Source organism: Enterobacter sp. RHBSTW-00318 (assembly GCF_014101375.1).
Classification (GTDB): Bacteria; Pseudomonadota; Gammaproteobacteria; order Enterobacterales; family Enterobacteriaceae; genus Enterobacter; species Enterobacter ludwigii.
The window spans coordinates 4,475,229-4,488,422 of sequence record NZ_JABXQH010000001.1 but is presented as its reverse complement, the minus strand read 5'-3'; the positions used below and the strand labels follow the sequence as shown (position 1 = coordinate 4,488,422).

Genomic DNA, 13,194 nt, shown 5'->3' with positions numbered 1-13,194 from the left:
GCCCGAGTGCCACTGATTAAAAACCCGCAACCTTGCTTTTTAATTCTTATCACTCACCAGGAAGCTGTCGAACTGCGGCGAACTCCAGGTTTTGAAGCCATCAGCCTCTTTGGTGATCATATAGACAGCCAGTCCTTCCTGGCGGACCACCTCTTTGGCTTTCTCCGGACCGAGGACCATTAACCCGGTATCCCAGGCATCGGCTTCCAGCGCGGTGGGGGCAATGACCGTCACCGAGACCAGATTATGCGCGATTGGGCGGCCGGTCTGCGGATCGATGACATGCGAAATCCGCTTCCCGTCGAGCTCATAATAGTTACGGTAGCTCCCGGAGGTGCTGATACCGTGACCGTTGATATCCACAATCGCCTGTACGGCGTTTTGCTGGTCGGTCGGTTTTTGAATCGCCACTCGCCACGGATTACCGCTGGCATTCATGCCGCGGCTGACTAACGCACCGCCCACGGACACCAGGTAACGCGAAATACCTTCCTGGGCCATCAGCGCGGCCAGATGATCTGCCGCATACCCTTCCCCTACCGTCGACAGATCAACAAACAGATCGGGAATATCTTTTTGCAGGTACTGTTGCCCGTACTGGTTGATCACCGTCAGGTGCTGCAACCCTGTCCGGGCGCGGGCGTCATCTATCGCCGCCTGGTCAGGTGTGGTGACAGGCTGCTTGTTCGGGCCAAACCCCCACAGGTTAACCAGCGGCCCCACGGTCACGTCCATCGCGCCGTTGGTCTTGTAGCCCACGCGCATTGATTCGGTCACGATATCGGCCATTGCTTCGCTCACCGGCCACAGGGAAGTGCTGGTAGAGAGGTTAAAGCGCATCAGCGCAGAGTCATTTTTGTAGGTCGAAAGAAGCTGATCGTCGGCGTCCAGCTGCGACTGAATTTTGCTGCGAAGTTCGTCAGCGCGTGTCTTATCGAGATTCATCGCGCTGACACGCCAGAATGTGCCCATCGTTTTGCCTTCCAGCACCGTCGCCGCGGGAGCATCCGTTTTGGCCACAGGCGTGGAAGAGTCACATGCTGTCAGGAAAAAAAGTATAGCCAGGAAGCTGGCGCGTAAAAAAGTCATGTCCATTCATTATTATCCTCATGCCAGGGCGGCAAGAGTACACCAAAAGGGTGAATTGTAAGAACCGAAAAGGCACGAAAAAGGGGCCATAAGGCCCCCTTTGTCACACGATGAAGCGATTAGAACTGGTAAACCAGACCCAGCGCTACGATATCATCAGTACCGATACCCGCCTGACGGGTGAATTCATTTTCATCAACCAGGTTGATTTTGTAATCAACGTAGGTGGACATGTTTTTGTTGAAGTAGTAAGTCGCGCCAACATCAACATATTTCAGCAGATCCTGATCGCCGTAACCTTCGATGTCTTTACCTTTGGACTGCAGGTAAGCCACGGATGGACGCAGACCGAAGTCGAACTGGTACTGAGCAACCACTTCGAAGTTCTGTGCTTTGTTAGCAAAGCCGTAAATGTCGCTGCTGCTCTGAGAGTTACCGAAACGGGTTGCGTTATAGGTCTGAGAGTACTGCGCCGCCAGGTAGATGTTGTTGGCGTCGTATTTCAGGCCACCAGAGTAAACTTCAGCACGATCGCCTTCGCCTTTCAGCGCCAGGTTAGCGGTGTCGTTCTGGTCAGCAGTACGTTTAGAAGAAGACATCGCACCACCGATGCTGAAGCCTTCGCCCAGGTTGTAGGTCACAGACGCGCCGTAACCGTCACCGTTCTGTTTCAGGGTGCTACGACCGGAATCGTTTTCACCGCTTACGCTGCCGTTTTTACCCTGATACTGCAGAGCAAAGTTCAGACCATCAACCAGACCGAAGAAGTCCTGGTTACGGTAGGTTGCTACGCCGTTAGCACGGGATTGCAGGAAGTTGTCTGCACCGTAGGTGTCGCCGCCAAATTCTGGCAGAACGTCAGTCCAGGACGTTACGTCGTAGATCACACCGTAGTTACGACCATAATCGAAAGAACCCGCGTCAGCGAATTTCAGACCCGCGAACGCTACACGCGTCCAGGACTGGTTGTCGCTTTCAGAGGTGTTGCCCTGAATCTGGTATTCCCACTGGCCGTAACCGGTCAGCTGATCGTTAACCTGGGTTTCGCCTTTGAAGCCAAGACGCATGTAAGTCTGGTCGCCATCATTGCTCTTGTCGTCAGAGAAATAGTGCAGACCATCAACTTTGCCGTACAGATCTAATTTGTTGCCATCTTTGTTATAAATTTCAGCCGCATTTGCTGCGCCTGCCACCAGCAGAGCTGGTACCAGGAGGGACAGTACTTTAACTTTCATTTTATTAACCCTCTGTTATATGCCTTATAATTGCCACTGCTTACTGATTAACCCTCATTAACCAGTCGGCAATTTCATTCTCCGCAAAATTACAGAATAATCCAACGGGAATATGATACGAAAACTTTGAAAATGTTTCATTTCACGATAAACATGTTTCAAAATGTAAATATCAAGGAACTTTTACAAAGCACAGTAAGCTTAAGAATTTAGCACTTATCATCAAGCGAGAAGAAAAAACATTTAAATTCAGTAAACTACATTAAAAATATTTACAGCACTGAATGACAAAACAAGATCGGCCGTTATCTCTAAAATAACTCTCGCTATCATCATTAACTTTATTTATTACCGTCATTCAGATTTGAATGTCTGTTTATCCCTAATTCTACCGAATGCCTGGCATTCGGTTTTTTTTTACCTTTCTTTACGTAGCATGTGTTTTTTTGTGCTACCGCACTGAAATTGTAACGACTATTAACTAAATTCGTTTCCTCTCTCCTCGAGAACCGCGTCATTACTGCAAATCTCAATTTCTTGTTAATTCGTGCTATTTACCGGTATGTATCGTTTTTTATTTGTACACTCTCACTCGCTTTGTACATGTTTCATGCAATGGCGTTCTCCGATATTGTCAGTCGAAAAAGTGGCGGGTTCAAAGAGCGTGACGCTGGAAATTCAGGTATTACCCTTTATACTGCCCTATCGCCATAGAGCACGACCATTACGGGTTAAAGATATCAATGAGTCAGACTGAAACTACCGCTCCGAGCAAATTCTCCCTCTTACCCGGGAGCATCACCCGTTTCTTTCTTCTTTTGATCGTTGTGCTGCTAGTCACAATGGGGGTTATGGTTCAGAGCGCGGTTAACGCCTGGCTGAAGGACAAAAGCTATCAGGTTGTTGATATCACCCACGCCGTCCACAAGCGCATTGATACCTGGCGCTATGCAACCTGGCAGATTTACGACAACATCGCGGCCGCGCCAGCAACCTCCTCCGGAGACGGGCTTCAGGAGACTCGCCTGAAGCAAGACGTCTATTATCTGGAAAAACCACAGCGCAAAACCGAAGCGCTGATCTTCGGCTCTCATGACAGCGCAACGCTTGAGATGACCCAGCGCATCTCAACCTATCTTGATACCCTTTGGGGTGCCGAGACGGTGCCGTGGTCGATGTACTATCTGAACGGTCAGGACAACAGCATGATCCTGATCTCAACCCTGCCGCTAAAAGACCTCTCTTCCGGTTTCAAAGAGACGACCGTGGGCAGCATTGTCGATTCCCGCCGGGCAGAAATGCTGCAGCAGGCGAACGCCCTTGATGAACGTGAGAGCTTCTCATCTCTGCGCCGCCTCGCCTGGCAGAATGGCCATTACTTTACGCTGCGTACCACTTTTAACCAGCCAGGCCATCTGGCGACGGTAGTGGCCTTTGATTTGCCCATCAATGACTTGATTCCGCCGGATATGCCGCTCGACAGCTTCCGTCTGGAGCCGGACAGCAGCACTCAGAATATGCGTGCCGCATCGGACAAAGAGGCCGCAGAGAGCGTATCGATCTCCTTTAACGGCTCGAAAATCGAAATTGCCTCTTCGCTGAACTCAACTGGTATGCGTCTGGTGTGGCAAGTGCCGTTCGGCACCCTGCTGCTTGATACGCTGCAAAATATCCTGCTGCCCCTGCTGCTGAATATCGGCCTGCTGGCGCTGGCGCTGTTTGGCTACAGCACGTTCCGCTTCCAGTCAGGGCGTCAAAGCGATGCCGCCCCGGTCCCGGCAGGAACCAGTAACGAACTGCGCGTGTTGCGCGCGCTGAATGAAGAGATTATTTCCGTGCTGCCGCTTGGGGTGCTGGTTCACGATCAGGAAGCCAACCGTACGGTGATGAGCAATAAAATTGCTGACCACCTGCTGCCTCATCTCAATCTGCAGAACATCACCGCTATGGCGGATCAACATCAGGGCGTGATTCAGGCCACCATTAATAACGAGCTGTATGAGATCCGACAGTTCCGCAGCCAGATCGCCTCCCGCACGCAGATCTTCATCATCCGCGATCAGGATCGTGAAGTGCTGGTGAATAAAAAGCTCAAGCAGGCACAACGTCTGTATGAGAAAAACCAGCAGGGGCGCGCTGCCTTTATGCAGAATATTGGTGATGCCTTCAAGAAGCCGTTAAAAATGCTGGCGACCCAGGCGGCGGCGCTGAATACATCTGAAAGCCATCAGCTTGCCTGCCAGGCCGACTCGCTGGTGCGCATGGTAGATGAGATCCAGCTGGCGAATATGCTCGAAAATGATTTCTGGAAAGGAACGCCGACTCTCTTCTCTATCCAGAATCTGATCGATGAAGTGGTGCCTGAGGTCCTGCCCGTGATTAAGCGCAAAGGGCTGCAGCTGCTGATCAATAACCATTTACCGGCGAATGATGAACGTCATGGCGATCGCGAAGCGCTGCGTCGCATTCTGCTGATGATTATTCAGTACGCCGTCACCACCACCCAGATCGGCAAGATCACCCTGGAAGTCAGTACCGACGAGTCGGCTGAAGATCGCCTGACGTTCCGTATCCTGGATACCGGGGAAGGCGTAACGACAAGCGAAATCGATAATCTGCATTTCCCGTTCCTGAATGACACCCAGAGCGATCATTACGGCAAGGCCAATGCCCTGACCTTCTGGCTGTGCGATCAGCTGGCACGTAAGCTCGGTGGCCATCTGAATATCAAGGCCCGCGAATCACTTGGCACGCGTTACTCGCTGCACGTTAAAATGGCGGCGAATCCACAGGAAGAAGACGAAGAACGCCTGCTGGATGATGTGGTCGTGATGGTGGATGTGACCTCGAACGAGATCCGCAATATTGTGGTTCGTCAGTTAGAAAACTGGGGCGCGGCCTGCATAACGCCGGATGAAAGACTCTCAAGTCAAGAATTTGATCTGTTTTTAACTGATAATCCGTCTAATCTTACTGCCTCCGGCTTGCTTTTAAGCGATGATGAGCCAGGCGTGCGAAAAATCGGCCCAGGCCAGCTGCGCGTCAACTTTAATATAAGCAATGCGATGCAGGAAGCTGTACTACAACTAATAGAAGAGCAACTGGCGCAGGAAGAGATAGCGGAATCACCGTTAGGCGGCAATGAAAATGCCGAGCTTCACGCCAGCGGATACTATTCACTCTTTGTTGATACAGTACCAGATGATGTTAAGCGGTTGTATACTGAGTCCGCTGCGAATGATTTTGCAGCGCTGGCACAGACAGCACACCGGCTTAAAGGGGTGTTTGCCATGCTTAATCTGGTTCCCGGCAAGCAGTTATGTGAAACGCTGGAACATCTAATTCGTGAGAAAGATGCCTCTGGCATTGAAAAATACATCAGCGACATTGACGCCTACGTCAAAAGCTTGCTGTAGCAAGGTAGCCTTATACATGAACAATATGAACGTAATTATTGCCGATGACCATCCGATTGTACTGTTCGGTATTCGCAAATCACTTGAACAGATCGAGTGGGTGAATGTAGTCGGTGAATTTGAAGACTCTACAGCACTGATCAATAACCTCCCAAAGCTTGATGCGCATGTGCTCATCACCGATCTCTCCATGCCTGGGGACAAATACGGTGATGGGATCACACTCATCAAATATATCAAACGTCACTTCCCCGACATCTCGATCATTGTTCTGACCATGAACAACAACCCGGCCATTCTGAGCGCCGTGCTGGATCTGGATATCGAAGGGATTGTATTGAAACAGGGTGCGCCGACCGATCTGCCAAAAGCGCTCGCTGCGCTGCAGAAAGGCAAGAAGTTCACGCCTGAAAGCGTCTCTCGTTTGCTGGAAAAAATCAGCGCCGGTGGCTATGGCGACAAACGCCTGTCTCCGAAAGAGAGCGAAGTTCTGCGCCTGTTCGCCGAAGGTTTCCTGGTCACCGAGATTGCCAAGAAGCTGAACCGCAGTATTAAAACCATCAGTAGCCAGAAGAAATCAGCAATGATGAAACTGGGTGTGGATAACGATATTGCACTGCTGAACTATCTCTCCTCCGTTACGCTGAGCGCGTCGGATAAGGATTGATGTTGACCGGGTGTGCGGCCTGATGGCCTCACCTCCCCCTCCCGGCGTGTGAGGGAAACAACAAAAAAGGCCCTGACGGGCCTTTTTTTATACTCTCGCTTTTCTGACCCGTTCCGCATACACGGAAATCGTCTGTTTCAGGACGTCCAGCGTCACCGGTTTCGACAGACAACTGTCCATCCCTGACTCCAGACAGCGCTGTTTCTCTTCCGCCAGCGCATTCGCCGTCACGCCCACGACCGGCAACGTCAGGCCAAGCTGGCGTATACGCTGCGTCAGACGGTAGCCATCCATATTCGGCATGTTGACGTCGCTAAGAACGATATCAATGTGGTTTTTACTCAGCACGTTCAGCGCATCCACGCCGTCATTGGCGGTTTTGCACTGATAGCCAAGCGAACCCAGCTGGTCTGCCAGCAGGCGACGGTTAATCGGATGGTCATCCACCACCAGAATCATCATATCGTCATTCAGCGATGCCAGCGCATCCGGTGACGGCAACTCCGTCGCCCCATCGCTATCTTCCAGCTGCACGCTGTAAATACGTGCCCGCAGGCTCATGAGCTCATGCGGCGTCGCCACGCTGTGCACCCATTCACCCGGAGCTCGTTCGACCGGAATACCGATATGGCGACGGCAGAAGTGAACCACCCCTCTGCCCTGCCAGGGTTGTTCCAGCATCTCGTCGGTGATCAGCACATCGTCGACATCCGGCGTTTGCCCTTCATAGCGGGACACGCGCACGCCGCTGTGGGTAAGAAGCGCCGTCAGGTAATCATTCAGTGAGGCATTGTGTACTGCCAGCCAGCAGCGCTTATCGCTCAGCCCGTCCACCACCGCTTTTACCGGGTACTGGGCAGAATAGAGCGGAATGCGGATAGTAAACTGGCTGCCCATGCCTGGCTCGGTATCAACGGAGATATCGCCGTCCATCATGCTCACGAGCTTCTCACAGATCGCCAGACCCAGCCCGGTCCCCTGGAAGTTACGCTGTACGCCGGTACCGACCTGGAAGAACGGGTCAAACAGACGCACCACTTCCTTCGCCGGGATACCCACGCCGGTATCACGCACACGAATACTCAGGTAGTCCCCTGCCCGACACACGTGCAACACAATGCAGCCGATATCGGTAAATTTAATGGCGTTACTGAGCAGGTTAGAAATGACCTGCTGCAGACGCATCGGATCGCCATGCAGCGTCAGCGGCACGTCCGGCTCAATAAAGCAGTAGAGGCCCAGCTGTTTACGCACCACCAGCGGCAGATAGTTGGCGCTGATGTGGTTCATCACCTCGCGCGGAGAGAACTCCCGCGGCTCAATTTTCAGCTGCTCCGACTCAATTTTGGAGAAATCGAGAATATCGCTGATGATTTTCAGCAGCAGGCTGGAGGAGTTATTCATCGCCGTCACCAGGCGATCGACCCCTTTCGGCAGCTCTTTGGTCTGCAGAAGATCAAGGTTACCGATAATCCCGTACAGCGGGGTACGCAATTCGTGGCTGACGGTGGCGAGGAACATGGATTTTGACTGGCTGGCCTGCTCGGCGGCCTGCGCCATCTCCTGCAGGGACTCTTCCATCTTCACACGCGCCGAGACGTCTACCAGGACGCAAATTGCCACGTTCTCATTACGATAGCGGGAGTGCACAAAGCTGATTTGCAGGTTCGTGTGCGTGCTGGTCAGCACGTCAACGAAGTTCACCTGCTGGCCACAGATAATCTGCGTCAGCCTCTGTCGGTCCTCATGCGTCAGCATGTTCAGGTAGTTATGCGCCAGCTCGTTACTGAGGATATTGGTCCCGTCCTGCGTGCGCAGGATGCAGATCCCCACCGGCGCCGAGGCGACAATCTTGCGGTTAAACTGCTCGTGCTCTTCCAGCCGCTGGGCGTCGCTTTCGGCGGGTATAAAGATTTTGCGCTCATACATTCGCGCCAGGGTAAACAGCGCCCCCCCGGCCAGCAGGTTCAGCAAAATCGCGTTCATGATAAGAATGCGGATCCGCTCAAGCACCATATCCACGGGCAGCGAATAGACAATACTCAGCGACGAAGGCGGCAAGCTCTTTTTAAGCACCAGCTCACGGAAGCCTGAGGTATAGCCAAACCACGACCGCTCCTGCATCCAGTGCGGATCGACGTTCAGTCGATTATCCGGACCGGCGAGTGAGATCAGGGTATGTCCGTTTTCATCCAGAATGGTCACGCCCATCGGCAGACTGCCCGGCGTGAAGAAGTTTTCCATGCGAATGGTCTGTTCAATCCCCAGCAGCGCCTGCAGACGATTGCCCAGATAGACCGGCGTGAGGGCGTAGAAATAGCCCACGCCCATGCGTGGCCCCTGGCTTATCCAGAAGATGTTATTCCCGCGCTCGTCCTGCGGCGCATTGCGATATTTCACAATACGTTCGTGCAGGCTTTTCAGCGCATCATCGCGCTCAACGGGCACATCGCGCAGGCCAAAGTCGGCCATGCAGAGATTTTCACTGCCAATCAGGAAGACGCGGTTCAGATCATAGGCGGCGGAAAAGTTGTCACGCCAGTAGCGCATAAACCAGGAGAGCGACTCCAGTGAACCGCGCCAGGTGCTGCCCATCGCAGAGCAATCGGAATCCGGAAACAGCGGCTCGAAATTCGGTACTTCGGTTTTGTCATTACGCCCACGGATGGCAAGAATGCCGTTTTCCGCGGTCAGGCGATTCTCGGCAATGTACTTCAGCTCCTTCATCACGTCGGACGTTCGCTGAATATAGCGCTGGGCCTGATCGGAGCTTAAGTTAAACTCCTGGCGGATCTCCGCTTCTTTCTGATGAAGGGCGTTAACGATGTAAAACACCGACAATAATGCCACCAGCAACCAAAGCAAGAGCGCCAGCGCCCGAAACAGATAGCGAGAGACTTTCAGCGTGGTACGAAAGGAGACGAGGTATTTCAAAGGGGCGAGGCTCCGCCGTCGGGGTCAAAAAGAATGTGGTTAAGGTAGCGGTAAACGCGCCTTGTCGCAACGTTCACTTATCTGCTTGTGCAAAAGAAAAGGGCCGGAAACCGGCCCTTTTTGCATCAGGAGACATTACTCGTCAGCGTCATCCGCTGCATCATCTTCGGTATCGGCTTCTGGTGCGATTTCATCATCACCTTCTGCGACGCTACCGTCGATGGAGTCGAGCTCTTCGTCATCCACAGGCTCAGCTACACGCTGCAGACCCACGACGTTTTCATCTTCCGCGGTACGGATGAGGATCACACCCTGAGTATTACGGCCAACCACGCTGATCTCAGATACGCGTGTACGCACCAGCGTACCGGCATCCGTGATCATCATGATCTGGTCGGCATCGTCTACCTGTACCGCACCCACAACGGATCCGTTGCGCTCGGTAACCTTGATAGAGATTACGCCCTGCGTGCCACGAGACTTGGTCGGGTATTCGCTTTCGGCAGTACGTTTACCGTAGCCGTTCTGCGTGACGGTCAGGATAGCACCTTCACCGCGCGGAACGATCAGGGAAACGACGGTATCTTCACCGGCCAGTTTGATACCACGAACACCTGTTGCAGTACGGCCCATTGCACGAACCGCGTTCTCTTTGAAGCGCACCACTTTACCGGCGGCGGAGAACAGCATCACTTCATCGGAACCGGAGGTGAGGTCAACGCCAATCAGTTCGTCACCGTCGTTCAGGTTCACCGCGATGATACCGGCAGAACGTGGACGGCTGAATTCGGTCAGCGCGGTTTTCTTCACGGTACCGCTGGCGGTCGCCATAAAGACGTTCACGCCTTCTTCGTACTCACGTACCGGCAGAATCGCGGTGATACGTTCGTTCGCTTCCAGCGGCAGCAGGTTCACGATTGGACGACCACGCGCACCACGGCTCGCTTCTGGCAACTGATAGACCTTCATCCAGTACAGACGACCACGGCTTGAGAAGCAGAGGATCGTGTCATGGGTGTTTGCCACCAGCAGACGGTCAATAAAGTCTTCTTCTTTAATACGTGCTGCCGATTTGCCTTTACCGCCACGACGCTGTGCTTCGTAGTCGGTCAGCGGCTGATACTTCACATAGCCCTGGTGAGACAGGGTGACCACCACATCTTCGCGGTTGATCAGATCTTCAATGTTGATATCAGAGCTGTTCGCCGTGATTTCGGTGCGACGCTCATCGCCGAACTGATCGCGGACCAGTTCCAGCTCTTCACGGATCACTTCCATCAGGCGCTCTGCGCTACCCAGGATATGCAGCAGCTCGGCAATCTGTTCCAGCAGTTCTTTGTATTCGTCGAGCAGTTTTTCGTGCTCAAGGCCAGTCAGTTTCTGCAGACGCAGATCCAGAATCGCCTGGGCCTGCTGTTCAGTCAGGTAGTACTGACCGTCACGCACGCCGAACTCAGGCTCCAGCCACTCAGGACGCGCAGCATCGTCGCCAGCGCGTTCCAGCATGGCGGCCACGTTGCCCAGATCCCACGGACGGGCAATCAGAGACGCTTTCGCTTCCGCAGGGGTTGGTGCACGGCGAATCAACTCAATGATTGGGTCGATGTTTGCCAGTGCAACGGCCAGCGCTTCAAGGATATGCGCACGGTCGCGGGCTTTACGCAGTTCGAAAATAGTACGGCGAGTCACCACTTCACGGCGGTGACGCACAAACGCGCTCAGAATATCTTTCAGGTTCATGATCTTCGGCTGACCATGGTGCAATGCAACCATGTTGATACCGAAGGAGACCTGGAGTTGAGTCTGGGAATACAGGTTGTTCAGTACAACCTCGCCCACCGCGTCGCGTTTGATTTCAATCACGATGCGCATGCCGTCTTTATCAGATTCGTCACGCAGCGCGCTGATGCCTTCAACACGTTTTTCTTTTACCAGCTCGGCGATTTTTTCAATCAGACGCGCTTTGTTCACCTGATACGGGATCTCGTGAACAATGATGGTTTCACGGCCGGTTTTGGCGTCCGCTTCCACTTCGGCGCGGGCACGGATATAAATCTTGCCACGTCCGGTGCGGTACGCTTCTTCAATACCACGACGACCGTTGATGATCGCCGCCGTCGGGAAGTCTGGACCCGGGATGTGTTCCATCAGCCCTTCAATGCTGATGTCTTCATCCTCAATATAGGCCAGGCAGCCGTTGATCACTTCCGTGATGTTATGCGGTGGAATGTTGGTTGCCATACCGACGGCGATACCGGACGAACCGTTCACCAGCAGGTTAGGGATTTTCGTTGGCATAACGTCCGGAATGCGTTCCGTGCCGTCATAGTTATCAACGAAATCAACCGTCTCTTTTTCCAGGTCAGCCATCAGCTCATGGGCAATTTTCGCCAGACGGATTTCCGTATAACGCATTGCCGCGGCGGAGTCGCCGTCGATAGAACCAAAGTTACCCTGACCATCTACCAGCATGTAACGCAGCGAGAATGGCTGCGCCATTCGGACGATAGTGTCGTACACCGCGGAATCACCATGGGGATGGTATTTACCGATTACGTCACCAACGACACGGGCAGATTTTTTGTAGGCTTTATTCCAGTCATTGCCCAATACGTTCATGGCGTATAGTACGCGACGGTGTACCGGCTTCAGGCCATCGCGGACGTCCGGCAGCGCACGGCCAACAATGACCGACATCGCATAGTCCAGATAGGAGCTCTTCAGCTCTTCCTCGATGTTAACCGGTGTAATTTCTCTCGCAAGGTCGCTCATCTAACCGCTATCCCTCTACTGTATCCCGGATTCAAAGGTCGCAAATTATAACACAGCCGCGGTGATTGAGGTAAACCAATAAGCTTTATTCAACCGCGCGGGCTGATATACTCCGAAGTCTTGCAAAATAAGGAGTAAAAGCGCCCATGAATGCCGAAAAATCCCCGGTGGCTCACAACGTTGACCATGAAGAGATTGCCAAATTCGAAGCGGTGGCATCCCGCTGGTGGGATCTCGAAGGTGAGTTTAAACCTCTGCACCGCATTAACCCGCTGCGCCTGGGCTATATCGCGGAGCGTTCCGGCGGCCTGTTCGGTAAGAAAGTGCTCGACGTCGGCTGCGGCGGCGGCATTCTGGCAGAAAGCATGGCGCGCGAAGGGGCTACCGTCACCGGTCTGGATATGGGCTTTGAACCGCTGCAGGTTGCCCGTCTTCATGCGCTGGAATCCGGAGTGCAGGTGGAATATGTGCAGGAAACCGTCGAAGAACATGCGGCGAAGCATGCCCATCAGTACGACGTGGTGACCTGTATGGAAATGCTGGAGCACGTTCCCGACCCCCAGTCCGTGGTTCACGCCTGTGCAAAACTGGTGAAACCGGGCGGCCAGGTCTTCTTCTCGACGATCAACAGAAACGGTAAAGCCTGGCTGATGGCGGTCGTCGGGGCGGAGTATGTGCTGCGTATGGTGCCAAAAGGCACGCACGACGTGAAGAAATTCATCAAGCCTGCTGAATTACTGAGCTGGGTTGATCAGACGTGGCTCAAGGAGCAGCACATCACCGGTCTGCATTACAATCCATTGACCGATAAATTCAAACTCGCACCGGGTGTAGATGTTAACTATATGTTGCATACAACCGCCAAAAACGACTGACGTCATCCATTATTCTTATAAAGATTGCGCGACATCATGTTGCGCAATTCTGACCTCCCGTTGAAGAAATCAGCACTCGATCAAATTTTGAATTTTTTTTCTTAATTATTGACATCTCTTCCAGGCCTTACGGTACGAGGACTTAGCCTTTTTTACCCTTTGACAACCTCAATTTAACGTCAAAATCAACCCTTGTGCTGAAAAGA

The 13,194-nt window shown here is 53.0% G+C and carries 7 protein-coding genes; 3 read left to right on the top strand and 4 right to left on the bottom strand.

Annotation, left to right across the window (positions count from 1 at the left end; genetic code table 11):
- Positions 1-39: 39 nt before the first annotated feature.
- Both apbE and HV157_RS22050 read right to left on the bottom strand, forming a co-directional pair.
- Positions 40-1,095 (bottom strand): FAD:protein FMN transferase ApbE, encoded by a 1,056-nt coding sequence (gene apbE / locus HV157_RS22055; RefSeq protein WP_063156660.1) that lies wholly within the window; start codon positions 1,093-1,095, stop codon positions 40-42.
- Positions 1,096-1,208: 113 nt separating this feature from the next.
- Positions 1,209-2,324 carry a porin OmpC gene (locus HV157_RS22050; protein WP_020883165.1) on the bottom strand — a complete coding sequence of 372 codons (1,116 nt, stop codon included), beginning with the start codon at positions 2,322-2,324 and terminating at the stop codon, positions 1,209-1,211.
- A 743-nt stretch (positions 2,325-3,067) separates the two neighbouring features.
- On the opposite strand from HV157_RS22050, the gene rcsD reads away from it, so the two are divergent.
- Entirely contained in the window at positions 3,068-5,740 is a 2,673-nt protein-coding gene (rcsD, locus tag HV157_RS22045; RefSeq protein ID WP_020883163.1) for a phosphotransferase RcsD, read from the top strand.
- A 16-nt stretch (positions 5,741-5,756) separates the two neighbouring features.
- A complete protein-coding gene (rcsB, locus tag HV157_RS22040) occupies positions 5,757-6,407 on the top strand; it encodes a response regulator transcription factor RcsB (RefSeq protein ID WP_006176468.1) in 651 nt (216 codons plus the stop codon).
- Between the two features lie 87 nt (positions 6,408-6,494).
- On the opposite strand, the gene rcsC is transcribed toward rcsB, so the two are convergent.
- Both rcsC and gyrA read right to left on the bottom strand, forming a co-directional pair.
- Complete coding sequence (gene rcsC, locus HV157_RS22035) at positions 6,495-9,341, bottom strand: two-component system sensor histidine kinase RcsC (RefSeq protein ID WP_182268940.1); 2,847 nt, start codon at positions 9,339-9,341, stop codon at positions 6,495-6,497.
- A 135-nt stretch (positions 9,342-9,476) separates the two neighbouring features.
- Positions 9,477-12,113 carry a DNA topoisomerase (ATP-hydrolyzing) subunit A gene (gene gyrA / locus HV157_RS22030; protein WP_014170963.1) on the bottom strand — a complete coding sequence of 879 codons (2,637 nt, stop codon included), beginning with the start codon at positions 12,111-12,113 and terminating at the stop codon, positions 9,477-9,479.
- Between the two features lie 146 nt (positions 12,114-12,259).
- On the opposite strand from gyrA, the gene ubiG reads away from it, so the two are divergent.
- Positions 12,260-12,988, top strand: a complete 729-nt coding sequence (gene ubiG, locus HV157_RS22025) for a bifunctional 2-polyprenyl-6-hydroxyphenol methylase/3-demethylubiquinol 3-O-methyltransferase UbiG (protein ID WP_014170964.1) — start codon at positions 12,260-12,262, stop codon at positions 12,986-12,988.
- Positions 12,989-13,194 lie beyond the last annotated feature (206 nt).